The following is a 20,126-nucleotide window of genomic DNA, read 5'->3' as shown; positions in this document are numbered from 1 at the left end:
CATGAGCATCGCCGCCAGTGTGTCGGGATTCCTCTACCGCAAACCCAGGTTGCGGCTGGGCATGCTGCTCAGCGCGCCACTGCTCTGGCTGGGCCTGGCCTACCTCGGCGCACTGGCGGCGTTGTTCGTCACCGCCTTCTGGCACACCGACACGTTCACCGGCCAGGTCGTCACCGAGTGGTCGCTGGACAACTTCGCCACCCTGTTCACCGACGAGGTCTACCGCACGATCACGTTCCGCACCCTCGGGATCGCGGTGGCCGTCACGGTGATCGACGCGGTCATCGCCTTCCCGATGGCCTTCTACATGGCCAAGTTCGCCTCGCCACGGGCGCAGCGGATCCTGGTGATCGCCGTGATGACGCCGCTGTGGGCCAGCTACCTCGTCAAGGCGTACTCGTGGCGGGTCATGCTGTCGGGCAACGGGCTGGTCGGGTGGCTCTTCGGCGCCACCCCCGGCTACGGCCTGATCGCAACCATCCTGACGCTGTCCTACCTGTGGCTGCCGTACATGATCCTGCCGATCTACGCGGGACTGGACCGGCTGCCGAACTCGCTGGTCGAGGCGTCGAGCGACCTGGGCGGCCGGTCGTGGCGGACGTTCCGCTCGGTGGTGCTGCCGCTGACGTTCCCCGCGATCGTGGCCGGGTCGATCTTCACGTTCTCGCTGACGCTGGGCGACTACATCACCGTCAAGATCGTCGGCGGCGCCGGCCAGATGCTCGGCAACGTCGTCTACGACAACATCGGCGCGGCGAACAACCTCCCGTTCGCGGCGACGGTCGCGACGGTGCCGGTCGTGATCATGCTCGTCTACCTCGCCGCGGTGCGCCGGACCGGTGCGCTGGACAACCTCTAGGCGGTTTCCGATGATGCTGTCCAAGAAGACCAAGTACGTCCTGCTCGCCGCGCTGGTGCTCGGGCTCGCCGTGATCTACGTGCCGCTGCTGGTGGTGCTGCTGAACTCGGTCAACAGCGACACCACGTTCGGCTGGCCGCCGTCCGGGTTCACCCTCGAGTGGTGGGGCCGCGCTGCGCAGAACGAGGGTGTGCTGCGGGCGTTGTGGACCAGCCTGCAGGCGGGGTTGGCGGCCACCGCGATCGCGCTGGTGCTCGGCATGATGGCGGCGTTCGCCCTGCAGCGGTACCGGTTCTTCGGCAAGGACACGGTGTCGCTGCTGATCATCCTGCCGATCGCCCTGCCCGGGATCGTCACCGGAATCGCGCTGAACAACGCGTTCCGCACCATCTTGGGCGTCGACCTCGGCCTGTTCACCGCGATCGTCGCGCACGCCACGTTCTGCATCGTCGTGGTGTTCAACAACGTCGTCGCGCGGCTGCGGCGCATGGGCGGGAACCTCGAAGAGGCGTCGATGGACCTCGGCGCCGACGGGATCACCACGTTCCGGCTGGTCACGTTCCCGATGTTGCGGTCGGCGCTGCTCGCGGGCGGGCTGCTGGCGTTCGCGTTGTCGTTCGACGAGATCATCGTGACCACGTTCACCCTCGGTGCCGGCTTGCAGACGCTGCCGATCTGGATCCTGGACAACCTGTTCCGGCCCAACCAGGCGCCGGTGGTCAACGTGGTCGCCGCGGTGCTGATCGTCGTGTCGACAGTCCCGGTGTACCTCGCGCAGCGGCTGTCCGGTGACACGGCCAGCGGCGGGCGGCTGTAGCGCCTCAGGTATTTTCGACGGACGGTTTCCGGCGGTCGGAAAAGAGGTCCGCGATGTCCGCTGTGACATATTTCGAGGCGATTGTCGTCGGCGCTTTGCAAGGCGTGTCGGAATTGTTTCCGGTGTCCAGCCTTGGGCACAGCATCCTCATCCCGGCGTTGCTGGGCGGTTCCTGGGCGCGGGACCTGAGCATGGGCGGCGAGTCGCCGTACCTGGCGGTGCTGGTCGCGATGCACGTCGCGACCGCGCTGGCGCTGGTGGTCTTCTACCGGCGGGACTGGGCGCGCATCGTGCGCGGGTTGTGGACTTCGGTGCGTGACCGCCGCGTGTCCGATCCCGACCAGCGGCTGGCGTGGTTGCTGGCGCTGGCGACGATCCCGGTCGGGCTGGCCGGGTTGCTGCTGGAAGGCGTGTTGCGGGACTTCCTCGGCAAGCCGGTGCCGACCGCGGTGTTCCTGGCGCTCAACGGGCTCGTGCTGCTGGCCGTGGAGCGGTCCGCGCGTGCTTCCCGCCGGCCGGTCCCGGTCACGCCGGTGCCCGAGCCGTCCGAGGTGACGCGGGACTTCTCGGCGGAGATCACGATGCCCATCCGGATCATCCGCGCCGAGGAGGCTGCCGACCGCCGCCTGGCGCGGCTCGGCGTCGGTGAGGCGGTGCTGATCGGGGCGGCGCAGATCCTCGCGTTGTTCCCCGGGATCAGCCGGTCCGGCATCACGATGGTGGCCGGCCTGCGGCGGGGTCTGTCGCACGAGGACGCCGCGCGGTTCGCGTTCCTGCTGGCCACGCCGGTGATCCTGGCCGCGGGGGTGCTGAAGCTGCCGTCGCTGTTCACGCCGGCGAACCAGGCCTCCCTCGGTCCGGCACTGGTGGGCAGCGTGGTGGCCGGGGTCGCCGCCTATCTGGCGCTGCGATTCCTGACGCGTTATTTCGAGACCCGCACGTTGACGCCGTTCGCGATTTATTGCGTGGTCGCCGGACTCGGGAGTCTCGCGTATTTCCTGGCGTGACTGCCGCCCGCCGCGGACGGCGGGCGGCAGGGGCCGTCAGTGGAAGGCGTGCTCGGGCGCGGGGAACTCGCCGCGGCGCACTTCGTCGGCGAAGGCGGCCGCGGCGCCGGAGAGGGCGCCGGCGAGGTCGGCGTACCGCTTGACGAAGCGGGGCGCCTTGCCGCGGCGCAGGCCGGCCATGTCCTGCCACACCAGCACCTGGGCGTCGCAGTCCGGGCCGGCCCCGATGCCGACCGTCGGGATCTTCAGCTCGTGCGTGACCTGCTTCGCGACTTCGGCCGGCACCATCTCCATGACGACGGCGAACGCGCCGGCTTCCTGGAGCGCGAGCGCGTCGGCGATCAGGTCGGCGCCCGCTTCGCCGCGGCCCTGGACCCGGTAGCCGCCGAGGTTGTGCTCGCTCTGCGGGGTGAAGCCGATGTGGCCCATGACCGGCACGCCCGCGCCGGTGAGGGCCTCGACGTGCGGCGCGAACCGGCGGCCGCCTTCGAGTTTGACGGCGTGCGCGCGGCCTTCCTTCATGAAGCGGACGGCGGTGGCGAGGGCCTGTTCGGGGGAGAGCTGGTAGGAGCCGAACGGCAGGTCCGCGACGACGAGCGCCCGTTTGGTGGCGCGGGTGACGGCGCGGACGAGGGGGAGCAGTTCGTCGACGGTCACCGGGAGCGAGGTCTCGTAGCCGAAGACGTTGTTGGCGGCCGAGTCGCCGACGAGGAGCACCGGGATGCCGGCCTCGTCGAACAGTTCGGCCGTGTACATGTCGTAGGTGGTGAGCATGGGCCACGGCTCGCCGCGGCGCTTGAGTTCCTGCAGGTGGGGGATGCGGACCTTCTTGGCCGGGGCGCCGGAAGCCGGGCCGGAGCCGTACGGGGCCGCGGTCTCGCCGCTGGTGGTGGACATCTTCGTCGACCGTCCTTCCCTCGAGGCCCTCGTCGGGTCCCCGGGTCGTGGATCTGGGAAACCCAGCGTGACACCAGGACGTGAGGCAGCCCAAGGAGCTGCGATGAGCTTCACACGGCGGTGGTTCCGAGCAGGCGCCGGAGGGCGGCCGGCGGGTGGCCGACGTGTTCCTTGACGGTGCGGGTGAGGTGGGCCTGGTCGGCGAAGCCGAGGTCGGCCGCGAGTCCGGCCAGGTCCGTGTCGCCGGCTTCGAGGCGTTCCAGCACCAGGCCGACGCGGACCCGGTTGCGGTAGCGGGTGAGGGGCACGCCCACCTCGCGGGTGAAGGCGCGGCTGAGCCGGAACGGTGAGACGTGGAGCAGTTCGGCGAGGGAGAGGAGGGTGCCGGCGGCCGGGTGCCGTTCGACGATGGCGATGCGCGCCCTGGCGACGATGTCCCGGTCGGTGACCCGGGCGCCGGGGTGAGGCGCGGCCTGGGTGCCGAGGTGGGGCGCGGGCCCGATGGCGGCCCGGGTGAGGGCGAGCAGGCTTTCCGGCAGCGCGTAGTCGGGGTCGGCCTGCCGGGTCGACGCGATGAGCCGCCGGTGGGCGAACTCGAGCGCGGCGTCGACGTAGACGGCCGGGGTGGCCGGCCGGTGTTCCCCGAAGAGCGAAGCCCACAGCGAGGGCGCGAACTGGATGGCGGTGCACACGTCACCGCCGCCGGGATGCGCGAAGGTCTCTTCCTCGTCGGGCAGCGAGAGGTAGCCGAGGGCCGGATCGGCCTCGAAGACCCCGGCACGCGTCCGGCGCCGGAACCAGCCGCGCCGAACGAGCACCAGTTCCGGCGAGGAGCGCCCCTCAGGAGCCGACCACCCGCGGTGCCCGCCCCCACAACGCACAAGCCGCACCACGACACCCGCGCGCGAGGCAATGGACAGAACGGCCACCATGCGCGCGACGGTACCCCGCGGGTACGACAATTCCGGGCGCCTTGGTGCGGACGTTCTTGTGCCGGCGCCCTTGGCCCCGCGCCCCTGAGGCTCGACGCCCGGACGCTGTGCCGCTCCGGTGCACATGTCCGGCGCCCTTGGCGCCGCGTCGCGCGAGGCTGGAGGCACTGCCGCTCTGCAGTTCCGACGCCATTGGCGCCGCGCCCCGCGAAGGTCGACGCCCTACCGCCCAGGCGCCCCGGCACCGCAAGGCCCCTGCACTGCAGGGTCCAGGCACCGCAGGGTCCAGGCACCGCAGCGCCCAGGCACCCTAGGCCCTGCCGCCCCGGCATCCGGGGCTTCCCTGTGCTCAGTCACCCGGGCGTCCCGGCATTCTGCCGCTGGGCACCCTGCCGCTCCGGCACCCGGGGCCCCGGGTGCTCAGGGCGCCAGCCGCCCCGGCGCCCGGGCACTGCGCGGTGCAAAGGGCCGGGCCCGCGGCGCTCTGCGGCCCGAACCACACGGCCTTCGCAGCCTCCCGCCCCGGTGCCCGACGCTCTACCCCCAACGTCGTGGCACTTTGTTGCGCCCGGCCGTTCGCGCGCGGCCGGCGGCGCGCCTCAGGGCTACGCCGTCGGCTGGGGTCAGCTCGCCAGCAGGTGTTGTCCCGGGCCGAGGGCCTTTTCGCCCACGCTGTGGAGCAGTGCCCACATCGTGGCTTGGTTCGCGGTGACCACGGGCTTGCCCAGCTCCCGCTCCAGTGGCGCGATCACGTCGTAAGTGGGCAGGCCGGTGCAGCTCACGAACACCGCGTCGGCCGTGCGGGTGTCGCCCTCGCGGATCAGGTCCGTCACCTCCTCGGGCTGGACGTCGGGGACCTCGTCGACCGCCAGGGCGAAACCGGTGATCCTGGTGATCTCGAACCCGTGCGCCGTCAGGTACTTGTGCAGGCGCCGGCCCACCGCGGGCGCGTACGGGTGCACCACGGCCAACCGCCACGCGCCGACGCTCCGCAGTGCGTCGACGACCGCGCCGGACGTGGTCAGCGCCCGAGGTGCGCCAGCGGCCTCCATGGCTTGCCGCAGGGCGCGTTCGCCTGCCTCACCGCCCACGAAACTGCAGGCCGTGCAGGCGTACGCGATCGCCACGGCGCCCGTGTCGCACAGCGCGCGGACCGGGGCCGTCAGGTACGCGGGATCCGCCAGCGCGGACACCATCGTCAGGTTGTCGTCGGCCGGGGCCTCGGCCGTCCGGCGCACCTCCAGCTCGACTCCGTCGGGCAGCCAGCGGCGGATCTCGTCGTCCCTGGTGAAGTCGAACGACGCGACCACGCCGACCCGCAGTGAGCCCATGACGCCGGGTACCCGCCGGACAGCGCAAGAATCTTCAAGACCCCGGGCCGGCCGCGCGGCACGCTGACCGCATGGCTTCGATACGTACGGAAACCCTGATCGACACTCCTCTCGACGTGGTCTGGGCAGCTCTCCGGGATTGGGGCGCGCTGCACGAACGCCTCGCCCCCGGCTTCGTCACCGACACGCGCCTGGACGGCACGGACCGGATCGTCACCTTCTTCGACGGCACCGTCGTGCGCGAGGTGCTGGTCGACCTCGACGACGACGCGCACCGGCTCGTCTGGTCCGTCGTCGGCGGGCCCTACAGCCACCACAACGGCGTCGCGCAGGTGTTCGCCGACGGACCGGGCCGGACCCGGTTCGTCTGGGTCGCCGACCTCCTCCCCGGAACCCTCGCGGCCCGCACCGGTGCTTTGATGGAGCAAGGCACCGCGGTCATCAAGGAGACGCTGGAGGCACAGGCCCTCCCGGCCTGAGGGGACACCATGACAGCACTGGGTTACGCGCTCTTCGACACCGCGATCGGTCACTGCGGCATCGCCTGGGGCGAGCACGGTGTGACCGGCGTCCGTCTGCCCGACGGCGCCCCCGCCACCACACGGGCACGCCTCCGGGCCGCCTTCCCCGAGGCCGCCGAGTCGACGCCGCCGGACGAGGTCCAGGCCGCGATCGACGAGATCACCGCACTCCTGCGCGGCGAGCGCCGGGACCTGCTCGGGATCGTTCTCGACTACCAGGGCGTGCCGGAGTTCAACCGCCGCGTGTACGAGATCGCGCGGAACATCCCGCCCGGACGGACCCTCACCTACGGCGACATCGCCCACCGGCTGGGCATGCCGGGTTCGGCGCAGGCCGTCGGCCAGGCGCTGGGGCACAACCCCTTCCCGATCGTCGTGCCGTGCCACCGGGTGCTGGCCGCCGGGCGCCGTATGGGTGGGTTCTCCGCACGCGGTGGGGTGGAGACCAAGCGGCAGATGCTCATCATCGAAGGCGCGGACGTCCAGCCGACCCTCTTCTGACGCGGGCGCGCCCGGCTCGGGGGAGCGCGTCCGGTGGGGTGGCTGGCGTGTGGGTTGTTGTTCAAGGCAGCTCCTTTGGCGTTGGTTCGGGACCGGCTTGCGAAGCGCGGGACTGGGCACGGTGGTGGGAAGGCGAGTTCTTGCGTGGCCGTCTCGTGTGGGACGGCGGCCTTCAGTGGGAGGGCGTCGTGCCGGGTCACGGTCCGACGGGTTATCCGTGGCCGCGGTCGCGTTAGGTTTCAGCGGGTATTCGGCGCGCCCGGGGGAGTGCGTCCGGTGGGGTGGCTGGCGTGTGGGTTGCGGTTCAAGGGATCTCCTTTGGAGTTGGCTCGGGACCGGGTCGTGAAGCCCGGGCCTGGGCTTGGCGGTGGGAGGCTCGGTTCTTGCGTGACCCTCTTGCGTGGGATGGCAGCCTTCCGTGGGAGGGTGCCGGGCATCGCGTCGGGTCATGGCCCGACGGGTTATCCGTGGCCGCGGTCGCGTGCGGGTTTCAAGCGGCGCTCGGCGCGCATCCGTCGGGGCGGCTGACGTGTTCTTGCGTGCGAGTGCGGCGGACATCGTGTCGGGAGGGGTGCACGTTGCTCCCGGCGGGGCCTGCGACCGAAGCGGCGGAGGTAGTCGCCATCACCTGCCCGGCTGCGAGCGCATCGCCAGCGAGCGCAACCGCAGCAGCGTCGTCAGCCGCTGGGGGCGCGGGGCGTCAGCCACGGTCTGACGGGCCATCCCTCCGCCGCGGCCATCAGTGGCACCGCGGTCGCGCCGTCGATGTGTTCGCGCAGGATGTCCGCGTGCCCGGCGTGCCGCGCGGTTTCCTCGATCAGGTGCAGCAGCACCCACCGCACCGTCCACGCGTCCACTTCGTCCGGGAGCCACGGCACCCGCACCGGCTGCCCGACATCCGGGATCCCGGCGACGATCTCCTCGGTCTCCCTGGCCGCCGAGTCGTACGCGGTCAGCACATCGGACAGCGTTTCCCCTTCACCCACAACGAAATCCGCCACGCCATCGCTGTCCACAGGGGAACCGCGCACCGCCGCCATCCACCGTCGCTCGGTGCTCGTCACGTGTTTGATCAGCCCGCCGATGCTCAGCGCGCTCCGCGTGGGCGTCAGCCGCGCCTGCGCCTCGGTCAGACCACGGGCCGCGAGACGCAGGACATACCGCTGCTGCGCGAGAAAAGCGAGCAGGCCGTCGCGCTCGTCGGCCACCGGACGGACATTCCCAGCCATGACAACAGTTCCTTCCAGGAGGGGCATGGAGGGAATGATGGCACCCGGGTCCGACAGTTTCCGGCTCAGAACTCCCCTTCGCGCCAGCAATTCGTGATGGGCAGCCGTCGATCTCGCCCGAAAGCCTTAAAAGTTATCTTCGTACCGATCGGGTACTGGCGGCGTTTGTACTCCGCACGGTCGACCATCCGGATCACCCGATCGATCGTTTCCGGCGCGAACCCGGCTTCGACCAACTCCGCGTAACCCCGGTCGCCTTCGACGTAGTCGTCCAGGATGTCGTCCAGCACCCCGTAGTCCGGCAGGGAATCCGTGTCCAGCTGCCCCGGTCGCAGCTCCGCCGACGGCGGTTTCGCGATCGAGTTCTCCGGGATCGGCGGCACCTCACCGCGTTTCTCGGCCGCGGCGTTGCGCCACCGGGCCAGCGCCCACACCTGCGTCTTGAACACGTCCTTGATCGGCGCGAACCCGCCGACCGCGTCCCCGTACATCGTCGAGTACCCGACCGCCAGCTCGGTCTTGTTCCCGGTCGCCAGCACCAAATGTCCCTCCAGATTGGACAGTGACATCAGGAGCATGCCGCGCACCCGCGCCTGGATGTTCTCCTCCGCCAGGCCGGACAGTCCGAGCTGATCCACGTAGACCCGCACCATGTCCTCGACCGGCTCCACCCGGAAGTGGCATCCCAGCCGCCGCGCCAGTTCCGCCGCGTCGTCCCGCGAATGCGCCGACGAGTACCGCGACGGCATCGACACGCCGTGCACCGAGTCCGCCCCCAGCGCGTCCACCGCCAGCGCCGCCGTCACCGCGGAGTCGATCCCGCCGGAGAACCCGAAGATCACCGAGCGGAACCCGTTCTTGTGCACGTAGTCCCGCAACCCGACGACCAGCGCCGACCACACCTCCGCCTCGTCGGACAACGGCTCGCGCACCGCAGCGGGCAAGGGTTCGTACGCCGGCGCCGGATCCGCCGAGAGCGCCCGCCGCCGCACCTCGAGCCCCTCGTACGTCCCCGGCGCGCACTCCACCGCCTCCACGGACACATCCGCCACCAGCAGGTGCTCCACGAACTGCGGCGCCCGCGCGAGCAGCGACCCGCCCGCGCCGACCACGAACGAGTCGCCGTCGAACACGAGGTCGTCCTGCCCGCCGACCTGGTTCGCGTAGACCAAGGGAGCGCCGGCCTCCGCCGCCCGCCGCGCGACCAGCGGCAACCGGATGTCGTCCTTGGACCGTTCGTACGGCGAGGCGTTCGGCGACACCACCACGCCGACCCCGGCCGCCCCGAGCGCGGACACCGGCCCGCCGTCCTGCCAGAGGTCCTCGCAGATCACCATGCCGATGTCGCAGCCGTGGAACCGCAGCACGTCCAGCGTCCGCCCCGCCTTGAACCACCTCTGCTCGTCGAACACGCCGTAGTTCGGCAGGTGGTGCTTGAACTGCCGCGCGACCACCTCGCCGCGCCACAGGGCGGCTGCCGCGTCACGGGGACCGACGTCGTCCAGGTCGAGATAGCCCACGTACACGAGCAGCTCACCGCAACCCGCGTCCGCCAGCGAAGCAGCCAACGCCCGCAACGCAGAGCGCGACGCCTCCGCGAACGTGCCGCGCAACGCGAGGTCCTCGACCGGGTACCCGGTCAGCGACATCTCGGGGAACACGATGACGTGCGCCCCCGCCTCGGCGGCCTTGCGCGCCCACGTCACGGTTTGCGCCGCGTTGGCCGTGAGGTCGCCGACGGTCGGGTTCACCTGGGCCAGCGCGATCCGGAGCATGACCTCATTGTCGGCCACGCCCCGGATGCCCGCTCAGTTCTTCTTGCGCCGCAAGAGGCTGCGCACCTGCCGCAGCGTCTCCTCGAAGCCCGCGTCGAACGGCGCGTCGTGCACCAGGTACGTCCACGTCGAGCTGGCCCGCCGCACGCCGGAGGCCGCCAGGTCGATCCCGTCGTCGCCGATCTCCGCGTCGGCGAGCGTCTCGGCGGACCGCTCCTTGATCGCGGGCACGATCTTGCGGAACTCCGGGATCGCGATGCGGTGGAACTCGTCCAGCGGCGTCTCCCGCGCCAGCGCGCGCAGGTGGATGCTCTCCCGCACGTCGGTGAGGAACGCGAGGTGGTCCGACCACATCTGGTCCAGGTGGTACAGCATGATCTCGCGGCAGACCTGCTTCGCCTTCTCCTCGCCGACCTTCTCGGTCAGCTCGTCGTAGCGCTTCTCACCGGACAGCGCCTCCGCGGCCGCGTCGGTCCGGAGCAGCTCGTCGCGGTACTCCAGCAGCTCGCGCCGCTGGTGCTCGATCAGCCGCGTGTAGCGCCAGGTGTTGCGGTGGATCTCCAGGTCGACGCCCTCGGCGACGCGCTGCGCGTGGTCGATGTGGCGCTTGGCAGCCGGATCGGTGATCTCGCCCGAGTCGTCCGCGTCGATGCCATCGGGCACGTCCGGCGCGTTCGACGTGACGAGCTCGTCGTTCAGGCTCGCGAAGAACACCGCGCTGCCCGGGTCGCCCTGGCGGCCGGACCGGCCGCGCAACTGGCCGTCCAGACGGCTCGACGGGTACCGCGCGGTGCCGATGACGTGCAGACCGCCCAGCTCGGCGACGCGTTCGCGGTCCTTGCCGTCCGCGCCGCCCAGCCGGATGTCGGTGCCACGGCCCGCCATCTGCGTGGACACGGTGATCGCGCCGAACTTGCCCGCCTCGGCGATGATCGCGGCTTCCTCGGCGTCGTTGCGCGCGTTGAGGACGACGCACGGCAGGTCGGCCTTCGCCAGCTTCTCGGCGAGCTCCTCGGATTCCGCGACATCCTGCGTGCCGACGAGGATCGGCCGCCCGGTCTCGTGCACCTCGCGGATCTCCTTGACGATCGCGCGCAGCTTGTGCGACGGCGAGGCGAAGATCCGGTCGTCGAGGTCCTCGCGGACGTTCGGCTTGTTCGGCGGGATGACCGCCACTTCGAGCTGGTAGAACTCGCGCAGCTGCTCGGCGACCGCGACCGCGGTGCCGGTCATGCCCGCGACCTGCGGGTACCGGGCGATCAGGGCCTGCACGGTGATCGAGTCCAGGATCTCGCCGCGGTCGGTGGGCGCGACCTGCTCCTTCGCCTCGACCGCGGCCTGCAGCCCGTCCGGCCAGCGCTGCAGCTCGGCGACCCGGCCGCGGGAGGCGTTGATCAGCTCGACCTTGCCGTCGCGCACCAGGTAGTCGACGTCGCGGGTGAGCAGCGCGTGCGCGTGCAGGGCGACGTTGACGGCCGCCAGCCGCTCGGAGCCGGACTCGCTGTACAGGTCGACCCCGCCGAGCGCCTTCTCCACGACGGACGCGCCGGCGGTGGTCAGCCACGCGTTGCGGCCGTCGGTGTCGGTCTCGTAGTGCAGGCCCAGCCGCAACCGCCGGACCACGTTGGCCACCTCGGTGTCGGCGACCGCCTGGTCCACCGAACCGGCCATGACCAGCGGCACCCGCGCCTCGTCGACGAGCACCGAGTCGGCCTCGTCGATGATCGCGACCTCCGGTGCGGGCTGGACGACGTCCTCGGCGCGGGTGACGAGCCGGTCGCGCAGCATGTCGAACCCGATCTCGCTGACCGCGCCGTAGGTGACCTCGGCGTCGTAGGCCGCGCGCCGCTCCTCGCGGGTGAGGCTGCCGTCGACCCAGCCGACGGTGACGCCGAGCAGGTCGTACACCGGCTTCATCCACTCGCCGTCGCGGCGGGCCAGGTAGTCGTTGACGGAGATGACGTGCACGCGCTTGCCCTGCAGCGCGTACCCCGCGGCGGCCAGCGCGCCCGCCAGCGTCTTGCCCTCACCGGTCTGCATCTGCACGACGTGCCCGGACAGCAGGCCCATCGTGCCGAGCAGCTGCACGTCGAACGCGCGCTCGTCCAGCGCCCGCCGCGCGGCTTCGCGGCCGAGCGCGCACAGCTCCACCAGCTGCGAGTCGCCGAGCTCGGCCTCCAGGCGGAGCTTGCCCGCGCGCTCGGTCAGCTCCGCGTCGCTCAGGGCCTCCAGCTCGGGTTCGAGCGCCTCGATGTCCGGCAGCAGCGCCTCGTACTTGGTCAGCTCGACGCTGCCCGGCCGCTCGATGAGCTTGCGCAGCCGCTTGCCCATCCGGCTGATCAGTGCTGGCACCCGTGGTCTCCTGTCCTTCTCGCGCGCAACCCACCAGCCAACGAGGTGGCGGTGCACCTGTGTTCCCACTCAGGATGGCACGATCACGACGTGCGCTTCCTTCAGCGAGCCAGGTCCCGGTCCATACGAGCCGCCGTCCTCGGCGCCTGCCTGCTGGTGCCGGTCGCGGCCTGCACCTCGCCGGAGCCCACGCCGGCTCCCGCGCCGACGGCGAGCACCGAGTCGGCCGGCCCGGCCGGGGTGGTGCCCGCCGGGCTGGAGCGGTTCTACGCACAGCCGTTGACCTGGGGCGACTGTGCACCTTACGCGACTTCGGACGACATCAGGTCCGCCTTCCGCGCTGATGCTCTCCAGTGCGCCCGGCTGACCGTGCCGCTGGACTACACGAAGCCGCAGGGCGACACGATCACGATCGGCGTGCTCCGGCAGAAGGCGACGGGCGACCGGCTCGGGGCGCTCGTGCTCAACCCGGGCGGTCCCGGCGCCTCCGGCATGTACGCCGCCGCCGGCCTCGCGCCGCGGGTCGCGAACACCGACCTCGGCAAGCGCTTCGACATCGTCGGCTTCGACCCGCGCGGGATCGGCGCCAGCGAACCCGACGTGACCTGCCTGACCGACGCCGAGCGGGACGAGCAGCGCGCCGAGGACCTCGAGGCCGACGGCAGCCCGGCAGGCGTGGCCAGGCAGGACGCCGAGTCCAAGGAATTCGCCGACAAGTGCGCCGAGCGGACCCAGTTCGGCACCGCGATGCTCGCGAACCTCGGCACCCGTGACGTCGTCAAGGACATGGACGTCCTGCGGTCGGCGCTGGGCGAGGAGAAGCTGACCTACCTCGGCTACTCCTACGGCACGCGGATCGGCTACACCTACGCCGAGGCGTTCCCGCAGAACGTGCGCGCCATGGTCCTCGACGGCGCGCTGGACCCGAGCCAGGACGAGGTCGAGTCACTGGTCGCGCAGGGGCAGGGCTTCGGCGTCGCGTTCAACGACTTCGCCAGGTGGTGCGCCGCCCGCCGCGACTGCGCGCTCGGCACCGACCCGGCCGGCGCGACCCGGGCCTTCCAGAACCTGGTGCGGCCGCTGATCGAGAACCCGGTCCGCCTCCGCGACGGCCGGGTCCTCAGCTACGACGACGCCACGCTCGGCGCGATTCAGGCGTTGTACTCACAGCAGTTGTGGGCGCCGCTGAACGCCGGGCTCAACGAGCTGAAGAGCGGCCAGGGCACCACGTTGATGGCGCTGGCCGACCAGTACAACGAACGCGACGCCAGCGGCAACTACGCCAACACGCAGGACGCCTTCACCGCGATCCGCTGCGTCGACGACCCGCCGGTGACCGACCGCGCCGAGATCCTCGAGGCGGAGAACCGCTACGACCAGGTGGCGCCCTTCCTCGACGACGGCAGGCCCAACGGTGCCGCGCTCGACCCGTGCGCGTTCTGGCCGGTGCCCAACACCTCGGAGCCGCACGAGCCGAACGTCGCCGGCGTGCCGCCGGTCCTGGTGATCTCGACCACGAACGATCCGGCCACCCCGTACCAGGCGGGGGTGAACCTCGCGAAGGCGATGAAGGGCGCGCTGCTGACGTTCGAGGGCACCCAGCACACCGTCTTCCTGCAGGGAGTCGACTGCGTGGACGACATCGGCACCGCCTACCTGATCGACGGGACCCTGCCTGCGGAAGGCGCGCGCTGTACCTCTCGGTGACCGGACTGGCACGATGTGACAGATGCGTTTTCCCCGCCGCCGGAGGCTGCTCGCCGCGGGCCTGCTGTCCGTCACGCTGACCGCGTGCACCACGCAGGCCACCGCGCCGCCGCCGTCACCCTCGCCGGTGGCGGACGTCCACGCGCTCGACCGCTTCTACGACCAGCGGCTCGCGTGGGGTGACTGCGCGGCGTACGCGACGGGGCAGCAGAGCGCGGAGGCGTTCCGCACGCCCGGTGTGGAGTGCGCCCGCCTGACCGTTCCGCTGGACTACGCGAACCCGCGCGGCGAGACGATCACCGTCGGCGTGCTGCGGCACAAGGCGCTCGACCCGGCCCACCGCATCGGCTCGCTGGTCATGAACCCGGGCGGCCCTGGCGGTTCCGGCATGGAAGCGGCCGCCCGGCTGGTGCCGACGGTGTCGAACAACGCGATCGGCCTGCGGTTCGACTTCGTCGGCTTCGATCCGCGCGGGGTCGGGGCGAGCCAGCCGCGCGTGCAGTGCCTGACCGACGCCGAACGGGACGCCGAACGGGCGGACAACCCGGGCGCCTCGGACGCCGCGTGGACCGGGGAGGCGAAGGACTTCGCGGCGAAGTGCGCCCAGCGCACCGAGCACGGCGACGCGATGCTGGCGAACATGGGCACGCGGGACGTGGTCAAAGACCTCGACGTCCTGCGGGCCGCGCTGGGCGAGGCGAAGCTGAGCTACCTCGGCTACTCCTACGGCACCCAGATCGGCTACAGCTACGCCGAGGCGTTCCCGGAGCGGGTCCGCGCGTTGCTGCTGGACGGCGCCATCGACCCGGCGGCGACCGATCCGGATTCGCTGGTCGCGCAGGGCGCCGGGTTCTCCCGCGCGTTCGGCGAGTTCGCCGCCGAGTGCGCGCGCCACGACGGCTGCGCGCTGGGCCGCGACCCGGCGAAGGCGGCGGCCGAGTTCCAGAACCTGGTCCAGCCGCTGGTCGGCGCTCCGGCGAAGACCGGCGACGGCAGGCGGCTGTCCTACCGGGACGCCATCACGGGCGTGGTCGAGGCGATGTACTCGAGCCAGTCCTGGCCGTTCCTCAACACCGGGCTCGGCCTGCTGCGCGGCGGTGACGGCTCGGTCCTGCTCCGGCTCGCCGACGGCTACTACGAGCGCGACGCGGACGGGCGGTACTCGTCGCTGCAGGACGCCTATTACGCCGTGCGCTGCGTGGACAACCCGCGTGCGGTCGATCCGGCGGTGTCCCGGCAGCGGATGGTCGACGCCGCGCCGTTCCTCGGCTGGGGCCGCCCCGACCAGGGCGAACTCGACGTGTGCGCGAGCTGGCCGGTGCCCAGCACGTCCCAGCCGCACCGGCCGACGGTCACCTCCGCCGCGCCACCACTGGTCATCTCGACGACCGGCGACCCGGTCACCCCGTACCAGGCCGGCGTCACCCTCGCGAACCTCTTCCACGGCGGCCTGCTCACCGTCGACGGCACCCAGCACACCGCGTTCCTGCACGGCAACATGTGCGTCGACGTCGCCGGCCTGGACTACCTGGTGGACGGCTCCCAGCCGGCCCCGGGCACCCGCTGCCAGGCCTAACCGCCGGTGGACGTCCCGACGGGCACGTTCTGGTCGGACAGCGCCAGTTCCAGCTGGATGGCGCCCTCGTTCGGCTGCCGCGGCGGCACCTGGATCCAGACGCGCACCAGGTTGCGCGGCTCGGCCTTGGTGACCCAGAACTTGATGTCCACGTCGGCCTGGATGCCGGGGATGACGCTGGAGATGACGTCCTTCGCCAGCTCGCCGGTGACCCGGTAGGCCTCGACGCCGAGGACGTCCTCCTTCGTCTCCGTCTTCAGCGCGGTCGCCTCCGACATCAGCTTGGGCAGGCCGCGCTCGGAGTCGAGCAGCGTCATCGGGTTGTAGTCGGCGGGCACGGGGGCCTGCCGCTGCTGGCCCTTGGTGTCGGTGAGGAACAGCGTCTCACCGACGAGCACGTAGTCCAGCTCGAACCGGTCCGCCGAGGCCTGCACGTCGGCCTGCCCGATCGCGGTGCCGTGCGGCCCGCCGTCCTTGCTGGCCTGCCCCTTGACCTCGCGGATGTCCAGGCCGGGGATGGTCGAGCTGACGCTGAAGTCGAACCGCACGCTGCGGATCCCGTTCAGGCTCGTCTCGGCGGCGTCCACGAGCGCGCGCCCGTCGGGGAGCGGTTCCTCTGGCGCGGCCGAACAGGCGGTGGACAGCGCCAGGACCAGGGCGAGGACACCGGCGGTGCGTCGGCGGAGCATGCGTCCAAGGTAGCGATCAGCGGCGGGCGAAGGTCCGGCGGTATGCCAGCGGAGCGACGCCGATCGCCGCGTTGAGGTGCTGCCGCAGCGAAGCCGCGGTGCCCAGCCCCGACTCGGCCGCGACCCGGTCGACGGGCAGATCCGTGGTCTCCAGCAGGTGGCGGGCGTGCAGCACCCGCTGCTGGTTCAGCCATGCCCGCGGCGACTGCCCGGTCTCCGCGCGGAAGCGGCGGCTGAAGGTGCGCACGCTCATGCCCGCGTGCTTCGCGAGCGCGGCCAGGTCGAGCGGTTCGCCGAGCCGCTCCAGCACCCACGCGCGCGTCGCGGCGGTGCTGCCGTCGGCCTCGGGCAGTGGCTGCTCGATGAACTGCGACTGCCCGCCGTCGCGCCACGGCGGCACCACGCAGTAGCGGGCGACGTGGTTGGCGACCGCGCTGCCGTGGTCGGACCGCACGAGGTGCAGGCACAGGTCCACGCCGGCGGCCAGCCCCGCGGAGGTCAGAACGTCGCCGTCGTCCACGAACAACACGTTCTCGTCCAGGTCGACCTGCGGGTAGAGGCGCCGGAAGGCGGGCGCGTGCGCCCAGTGGGTGGTCGCGCGGCGGCCGTCGAGCACGCCGGCGGCGGCCAGCACGAAGGCGCCGGTGCAGATCGACACGAGCCGCGCCGATGACGGGATCCGGGCCAGCGCCGCGGCCAGGTCGGGCGGCAGCACGCCATCGCGCCGCGGCCCGTGCACGCGGGTGCCGGGGATGACGACGGTGTCGGCGTCCTCCAGTGCTTCCGGGCCGTGGCCGAGCTGCGCGTCGTAGCCGTGGCTGACCCGCACCGGCCGGTCGTTGACCCCGCAAACCCGCACGTCGTAGAGCGGTTCGCCGTCCTGTGCCGCGGTGCCGAACACGAGCGGCGCGATGTTCAGGTCGTACCCGACCACTTCGGAGACCGCGAGGACCACAACCCGGTGCATGGCCGGATTCTTGCACATATTGGCGCTCCGGCCACTCGTCCGGGTGATCGCGGTCGGCGAGCATGTACCGGTGACAAGAACGAAGTCGCGCATCCACCCGGCCTGGTTCGTCGCCTTCGCGGCCTTCGTCGCGCTGGTCGGCGCCGCCGGGTTCCGCGCCACCCCCGGCGTGCTGATCGACCCGCTGCACGAGGAGTTCGGCTGGTCGACGGCCACGATCTCGGCCGCCGTGTCGATCAACCTCCTGCTCTACGGCCTGACCGCGCCGTTCGCCGCTGCGCTGATGGAGCGCCTCGGCATGCGCAAGGTCGTGACCGGCGCGCTGGTCCTGGTCGCGGCGGGCAGCGGTCTGACGGTGTTCATGACCGCGAGCTGGCAGCTGCTGTTGTGCTGGGGCGTGCTGGTCGGGCTGGGGACCGGCTCGATGGCGCTGGCGTTCGTCGCGACCGTGACCGCGCGCTGGTTCGTCCGCCACCGCGGCCTGGTCAGCGGCATCCTGACCGCCGCGGGCGCGGCCGGGCAGCTGGTGTTCCTGCCTCTGCTCGCCGCGATCGCCACGAACGACGGCTGGCGGACCGCGTCGCTGGTGGTGTCCTTCGCCGCGCTCGCGGTCGTGCCGATCACCCTGATCTTCCTGCGCGACCACCCGAGCGAGATCGGCCTGACCGCGTACGGCGCGACCGAGGCCGAGGAGTTGCCGCCGTCGACTGGAGCGGCCCGGCGCGCGCTGCAGGTGCTGGGGCAGGCCGCGAAGACGCGGGCGTTCTGGCTGCTCGCCGGCGGGTTCGCGATCTGCGGGGCCTCCACCAACGGCCTGATCCAGACCCACTTCGTGCCCGCGGCGCACGAGCACGGGATGCCGCCGACAACCGCGGCCTCGCTGCTCGCGCTGGTCGGCATCTTCGACGTGGCAGGCACGATCGCCTCCGGCTGGCTCACCGACCGCGTCAACCCGCGGATCCTGCTCGGCGTGTACTACTTCCTGCGCGGCGCGTCGCTCATCGTGCTGCCGCACCTGTTCGCGCCAACCACCGAGCCGCCGATGTGGGCTTTCATCATCTTCTACGGCCTGGACTGGGTCGCCACGGTGCCGCCGACGGTGGCGCTGGCGCGTGAGCACTTCGGCCTGAGCGGTCCCATCGTGTTCGGCTGGGTCTTCGCGTCCCACCAGGTCGGCGCGTCGATCGCCGCGGTGGGCGCCGGCCTGATCCACGACCACGCCGGGAGTTACGACCTCGCGTGGTACATCTCGGGCGGATTGTGCGCGCTGGCTGCGGTGATGTCGCTGGTCATTCCCTCCGTCAGGGCAACACCGGAACCACGAAACATGCCGTTAACACGCCATGCGTAGGGTGCGGCCATGGATCGCCAGCAGGAGTTCGTGCTGCGCACGCTGGAAGAACGTGACATCCGGTTCGTCCGTCTGTGGTTCACCGACGTACTCGGTTTCCTGAAGTCGGTGGCGGTGGCCCCCGCCGAGCTGGAGGGCGCCTTCAGCGACGGGATCGGGTTCGACGGATCGGCCATCGAAGGCTTCGCGCGCGTCTACGAATCGGACATGGTCGCGAAGCCCGACCCGTCGACGTTCCAGGTGCTGCCCTGGGAGACCCCGGAGGGCGGGCACTACTCCGCGCGGATGTTCTGCGACATCGCGATGCCCGACGGGTCGCCGTCCTGGGCCGACCCGCGGCACGTGCTGCGGCGCCAGCTGTCGAAGGCGGGGGAGGCCGGGTTCACCTGCTACGTGCACCCGGAGATCGAGTTCTTCCTGCTCTCGTCGTTGCCGTCGGACGGCAGCGAGCCGGAGCCCGCGGACAACGGCGGGTACTTCGACCAGGCCAGTCACGCCACGGCGACGCACTTCCGCCGCCACGCCATCGAGGCGCTGGAGGCGATGGGCATCTCGGTCGAGTTCAGCCACCACGAGGGCGCGCCGGGGCAGCAGGAGATCGACCTGCGCTACGCCGACGCGCTGACCATGGCCGACAACGTCATGACGTTCCGGTACGTGGTCAAGGAGGTCGCGCTGACCCAGGGGGTGCGTGCGACCTTCATGCCGAAACCGTTCACCGAGCAGCCCGGCTCGGGGATGCACACGCACGTGTCGTTGTTCGAGGGCGACCGCAACGCGTTCCACAACCCGGAAGACCCGTACGAGTTGTCCGAGACGGGCAAGGCCTTCGTCGCCGGCCTGCTCCACCACGCGCGGGAGATCTCCGCCGTGACCAACCAGTGGGTGAACTCGTACAAGCGGCTGATCAGCGGGGGAGAGGCACCGACCACGGTGTCGTGGGGCCGGGCGAACCGGTCCGCGCTGGTGCGGGTGCCGAACTACTCGCCGGGGAAGGCGTCGTCGCGACGGGTCGAGATCCGCACGATCGACTCCGCCTGCAACCCCTACCTGGCGTACTCGGTCGTGATCGCCGCCGGGTTGAAGGGGATCGAGAAGGGCTACGAGCTGCCGCCGGCGGCCGAGGACAACATCTGGTCGATGAGCGACGCCGAGCGCCGCGCGGCCGGGTACGACCAGCTGCCGCAGAACCTCGGCGAGGCCCTCGCCGAGATGGAGAAGTCCGAGCTGCTGCCCGACGCGCTGGGCGAGCACGTCTACGACTTCTTCCTCCGGAACAAGCGCGCCGAGTGGGACGCCTACCGGCGCTCGGTCACGCCGTACGAGCTCAAGACGCTCCTACCGGTGCTCTGACCAGGGGAAATGCCGTTAAGGGACCCCCCTGTTTCAGGGGGGTTCCGGGGCATGTAATCTTCTCTTCGTCGCCAGGGAGACCGGGACGACGGGGCCGAAAGCCCCGGCGGACGGACCAGGGTCGGGCGGTGTTGACACCGCGAACCGAACCGGGTAAAGTTCTTGGTCGGCCCGCGGGTGGGTCGCCAACCACTACTACTAAACCAGTAGGGTTGCTGACGCCCTCCGCGAGAACACAAAAGTTTTATAGAAGCAGCAGCTT

Annotated in this window: 17 protein-coding genes; 9 read left to right on the top strand and 8 right to left on the bottom strand. The window is 71.2% G+C overall.

The window, feature by feature from the left end; genetic code table 11:
• The first annotated feature begins 1 nt into the window (after position 1).
• The 3 genes from AMY39116_RS0321560 to AMY39116_RS0321550 are packed head-to-tail and all read left to right on the top strand — an operon-like array spanning position 2 to position 2,683.
• On the top strand, positions 2–859 hold the full coding sequence (locus AMY39116_RS0321560) for an ABC transporter permease (protein WP_020419708.1): 858 nt from the start codon (positions 2–4) through the stop codon (positions 857–859).
• A 10-nt stretch (positions 860–869) separates the two neighbouring features.
• Complete coding sequence (locus tag AMY39116_RS0321555) at positions 870–1,676, top strand: ABC transporter permease (RefSeq protein WP_017987041.1); 807 nt, start codon at positions 870–872, stop codon at positions 1,674–1,676.
• A gap of 53 nt (positions 1,677–1,729) precedes the next feature.
• A complete protein-coding gene (locus tag AMY39116_RS0321550; RefSeq protein ID WP_027936122.1) occupies positions 1,730–2,683 on the top strand; it encodes an undecaprenyl-diphosphate phosphatase in 954 nt (317 codons plus the stop codon).
• A gap of 36 nt (positions 2,684–2,719) precedes the next feature.
• Here the strand turns inward: AMY39116_RS0321550 and panB are convergent, their stop codons facing one another.
• The 3 genes from panB to AMY39116_RS0321535 form a co-directional block, all read right to left on the bottom strand.
• Positions 2,720–3,580: a 3-methyl-2-oxobutanoate hydroxymethyltransferase gene (gene panB / locus AMY39116_RS0321545; RefSeq protein WP_020419706.1), complete on the bottom strand. Its 861-nt coding sequence runs from the start codon at positions 3,578–3,580 to the stop codon at positions 2,720–2,722.
• Between the two features lie 110 nt (positions 3,581–3,690).
• The gene (locus tag AMY39116_RS0321540; protein WP_193354375.1) at positions 3,691–4,512 is read right to left on the bottom strand and encodes an AraC family transcriptional regulator; all 822 of its coding nucleotides are present in this window, start codon (positions 4,510–4,512) and stop codon (positions 3,691–3,693) included.
• 623 nt (positions 4,513–5,135) lie between these two features.
• On the bottom strand, positions 5,136–5,843 hold the full coding sequence (locus tag AMY39116_RS0321535; RefSeq protein ID WP_020419704.1) for an Asp/Glu racemase: 708 nt from the start codon (positions 5,841–5,843) through the stop codon (positions 5,136–5,138).
• 71 nt (positions 5,844–5,914) lie between these two features.
• On the opposite strand from AMY39116_RS0321535, the gene AMY39116_RS0321530 reads away from it, so the two are divergent.
• Complete coding sequence (locus tag AMY39116_RS0321530; RefSeq protein ID WP_027936120.1) at positions 5,915–6,322, top strand: SRPBCC family protein; 408 nt, start codon at positions 5,915–5,917, stop codon at positions 6,320–6,322.
• 9 nt (positions 6,323–6,331) lie between these two features.
• Positions 6,332–6,865 carry a methylated-DNA--[protein]-cysteine S-methyltransferase gene (locus AMY39116_RS0321525; protein WP_020419702.1) on the top strand — a complete coding sequence of 178 codons (534 nt, stop codon included), beginning with the start codon at positions 6,332–6,334 and terminating at the stop codon, positions 6,863–6,865.
• Between the two features lie 677 nt (positions 6,866–7,542).
• Here the strand turns inward: AMY39116_RS0321525 and AMY39116_RS0321520 are convergent.
• The 3 genes from AMY39116_RS0321520 to secA2 form a co-directional block, all read right to left on the bottom strand.
• Positions 7,543–8,094, bottom strand: coding sequence for a DinB family protein (locus AMY39116_RS0321520; RefSeq protein WP_027936119.1), 552 nt, complete (start codon positions 8,092–8,094; stop codon positions 7,543–7,545).
• Positions 8,095–8,159: 65 nt separating this feature from the next.
• Complete coding sequence (locus tag AMY39116_RS0321515) at positions 8,160–9,869, bottom strand: NAD+ synthase (protein WP_020419700.1); 1,710 nt, start codon at positions 9,867–9,869, stop codon at positions 8,160–8,162.
• 33 nt (positions 9,870–9,902) lie between these two features.
• Complete coding sequence (gene secA2 / locus AMY39116_RS0321510) at positions 9,903–12,200, bottom strand: accessory Sec system translocase SecA2 (RefSeq protein WP_020419699.1); 2,298 nt, start codon at positions 12,198–12,200, stop codon at positions 9,903–9,905.
• A 177-nt stretch (positions 12,201–12,377) separates the two neighbouring features.
• Between secA2 and AMY39116_RS0321505 the strand changes: the two genes are divergently transcribed.
• Both AMY39116_RS0321505 and AMY39116_RS0321500 read left to right on the top strand, forming a co-directional pair.
• Positions 12,378–13,928, top strand: coding sequence for an alpha/beta hydrolase (locus AMY39116_RS0321505; protein ID WP_020419698.1), 1,551 nt, complete (start codon positions 12,378–12,380; stop codon positions 13,926–13,928).
• A 22-nt stretch (positions 13,929–13,950) separates the two neighbouring features.
• Positions 13,951–15,504, top strand: a complete 1,554-nt coding sequence (locus AMY39116_RS0321500) for an alpha/beta hydrolase (RefSeq protein ID WP_020419697.1) — start codon at positions 13,951–13,953, stop codon at positions 15,502–15,504.
• Here AMY39116_RS0321500 and AMY39116_RS0321495 read toward each other — a convergent pair.
• Positions 15,501–16,193 (bottom strand): LppX_LprAFG lipoprotein, encoded by a 693-nt coding sequence (locus AMY39116_RS0321495; protein ID WP_020419696.1) that lies wholly within the window; start codon positions 16,191–16,193, stop codon positions 15,501–15,503. The genes AMY39116_RS0321500 and AMY39116_RS0321495 overlap by 4 nt on opposite strands.
• Before the next feature lie 16 nt (positions 16,194–16,209).
• Complete coding sequence (locus tag AMY39116_RS0321490) at positions 16,210–17,160, bottom strand: GlxA family transcriptional regulator (RefSeq protein WP_020419695.1); 951 nt, start codon at positions 17,158–17,160, stop codon at positions 16,210–16,212.
• Between AMY39116_RS0321490 and AMY39116_RS0321485 the strand changes: the two genes are divergently transcribed.
• Together AMY39116_RS0321485 and glnA are read left to right on the top strand one after the other, a co-directional pair.
• Complete coding sequence (locus AMY39116_RS0321485; protein ID WP_272883077.1) at positions 17,159–18,511, top strand: MFS transporter; 1,353 nt, start codon at positions 17,159–17,161, stop codon at positions 18,509–18,511. The two genes, AMY39116_RS0321490 and AMY39116_RS0321485, sit on opposite strands and share 2 nt — an antisense overlap.
• A 9-nt stretch (positions 18,512–18,520) precedes the next feature.
• On the top strand, positions 18,521–19,864 hold the full coding sequence (gene glnA, locus AMY39116_RS0321480) for a type I glutamate--ammonia ligase (protein WP_017987056.1): 1,344 nt from the start codon (positions 18,521–18,523) through the stop codon (positions 19,862–19,864).
• The last annotated feature ends 262 nt before the right edge of the window (positions 19,865–20,126 follow it).

This window comes from Amycolatopsis sp. ATCC 39116, assembly GCF_000231075.2.
Lineage (GTDB): Bacteria > Actinomycetota > Actinomycetes > Mycobacteriales > Pseudonocardiaceae > Amycolatopsis_E > Amycolatopsis_E tucumanensis.
The sequence above is the reverse complement of the archived record's forward strand: the minus strand, read 5'-3'. Positions and strand labels throughout refer to the sequence as shown.